The 1,998-nt window shown below is 63.4% G+C and carries 3 protein-coding genes; 1 reads left to right on the top strand and 2 read right to left on the bottom strand.

The features are described from left to right. On the top strand, positions 1–1,038 hold a 1,038-nt coding region (locus AC2FNN_RS21525; protein WP_496760553.1), incomplete at its 5' end, for a GMC oxidoreductase. Positions 1,039–1,047: 9 nt separating this feature from the next. Here AC2FNN_RS21525 and AC2FNN_RS21520 read toward each other — a convergent pair. Then, on the bottom strand, positions 1,048–1,797 hold the full coding sequence (locus AC2FNN_RS21520; protein WP_496760551.1) for a polysaccharide deacetylase family protein: 750 nt from the start codon (positions 1,795–1,797) through the stop codon (positions 1,048–1,050). Positions 1,798–1,800: 3 nt separating this feature from the next. Further along, positions 1,801–1,998 (bottom strand): hypothetical protein (locus tag AC2FNN_RS21515; protein ID WP_496760550.1); only part of this gene is annotated, 198 nt, incomplete at its 5' end.

The raw sequence follows: 1,998 nt of genomic DNA, 5'->3' as shown, positions 1-1,998 counted from the left end.
GCACCCGTTCCACCAACCGCGCAGGCCGAGATGCTGCTGGCCCGTTCCAGGCAGAAGGCGCAGGCATTGCAGGGGGCTGGGATGCATGTCGGTCTGGCGCGGCAGGCGGTTGGGCCGGGCTGTCAGACCTGCGGGCTGTGTCTGCACGGGTGCCCGTGGTCGCTGATCTGGTCGGCGCGGCAGGCGCTTACGACACTGCAGGCAGAGCCAGGCTTTGCCTACCGCGCGGATCACGTGGTGCGGCAGGTCCGCGAGGAAGGCGATGAGGTTGCCGTCACTTTGGCAGATGGCAGCGATGTCCGCGGAAACCGGGTGTTTCTGGCCGCCGGGGTGCTGGAAAGCGCGCGTATCCTGTTGGCATCACCCGGCTTGCGGGGCAAGGAGCTGGTGTTGAAAGACAGCCAGCAGGCCTTTCTGCCGATGCTGCACCGCTGGCGGGCACCCAGGCGGCCCGATGTTTTGCCCTATCAGACGCTGCCGCAGCTTTTTGCCGAACTGGATGACCCGACCGTATCGCGGCAACTGGTTCACGCGCAGATCTATACCTGGAATGAATACTATGCCCGCGATCTGAAACAGAACTATGGCCGCCGGGTACCCGGCAGCGGGCCGCTGCTTGAGGCGCTGGCCCGACGTCTGATCGTGGCGCAGGTTTTCCTGCATTCCGATCATTCGCATGAAATAGCCTTGCGTCTGGCAGAGGATGGGCGGCTACGCCCGGAACTGAACGAAAACCCCGCAACTGCCGAGACAATGCACGCAGCGCTTGCGCGCTATGGCCGGGCCTTGCGGTTGCTTGGTCTGACCAGCCTGTCTTTTGCAGCGCGGTTCGGGGTGCCGGGGGCCAGTTTTCATGTCGGAGGTGATCTGCCGATGTCGGATGACCCGGGCCCGGTTGAAAGCGATGTGCTGGGGCGCCCGCATGGCGCGACGCGCATTCACGTCGTTGATGCCTCTGTCCTGCCGACCATCCCGGCGACGACAATTACATTCAGTGTGATGGCGAATGCCCACCGGATCGGAACGCTTGCGCCCTAATCCTGACATTCAGTTGATGGGCAGCACCCTGCTCAGCCCGCTGCGCACGCCGCGCATCAGTTTGCGGGCCGCCAAATAGGGCCCGCCGCGTCCGGCAAGATGTGCCTTCCAGCGGGCGATGTTGTTGAAATAGAACATCTCGAGCCGGGGCAGGTCGTGGATGTCATCTTTCGGTCCGGCGACACCCAGCCTTGTGCCGACCGAGGTGTCGTAATGCAACGCGATCTGCCTGAGCACGCGCTTGTTCGACGCGCCATAAGGCGGTGCGAAATGCCGGGTGGGCTGGCCAAGCCGGGCGGCAATGTCCTGACCGGATCCGCTGACTTCCTCTTCCAGCATGAGCGCATCCAGCGTGGTGAGATCGGGATGAGTGACACTATGCGCGCCAAAACAGACCCCTTCTGCTGCCAGCGTCTCGACCCTGTCCCAGCCCATCAGCGGGCGGGCAGGGATATTGCCCCCGGCCCAGCTGTCGCTGCCGCCCATCCGACCCGAGGGCAGATAGACGATCGGGGTGAAATTATGATCGCGCAGGATCGGCCAGGCGGTGTCGGCGAAATCTTCAAACCCGTCATCGAAACTGATGATGACCACGCGGGGGGCGGGCGGGTTGGCCAGCGCATCAGGTGTGACCACCGGCAGGCCCGAGTCCGCAAGCGCCTGCATCTGGGCCTTGAACACCTCGGGTGCGATCGAGGTTGGCCCCGGCGCGTCCGAGATCGAATGATACATCAGGATATCGGCCTGCCAGGCGGTCATGGGTCAGTCTTCCACCACATGGGTGGCAAAGACCTCGCGATAGCTGTTCCATTTCGCGCGGTCGACATTGCCCTTGCCGTCGATGCAATCCGCCGCGCCATAGGCCATGGCAAAAGCGTGGTGCGTATTGTCATGGGCAAACAAGCCCTGCCGTCCAAATACGAGCAATCCGTCCAGATCCGAGAGCCACTGATCAACCGT

The sequence above is a fragment of the Ruegeria sp. BHSA118 genome (genome assembly GCF_059613405.1).
The sequence above is the reverse complement of the archived record's forward strand: the minus strand, read 5'-3'. Positions and strand labels throughout refer to the sequence as shown.

What these genes read in the sequence shown, in the direction of transcription:
- AC2FNN_RS21520 (WP_496760551.1), bottom strand. Translation starts at nt 1,797, where the DNA reads ATGACCGCCTGGCAGGCCGATATCCTGATGTATCATTCGATCTCGGAC.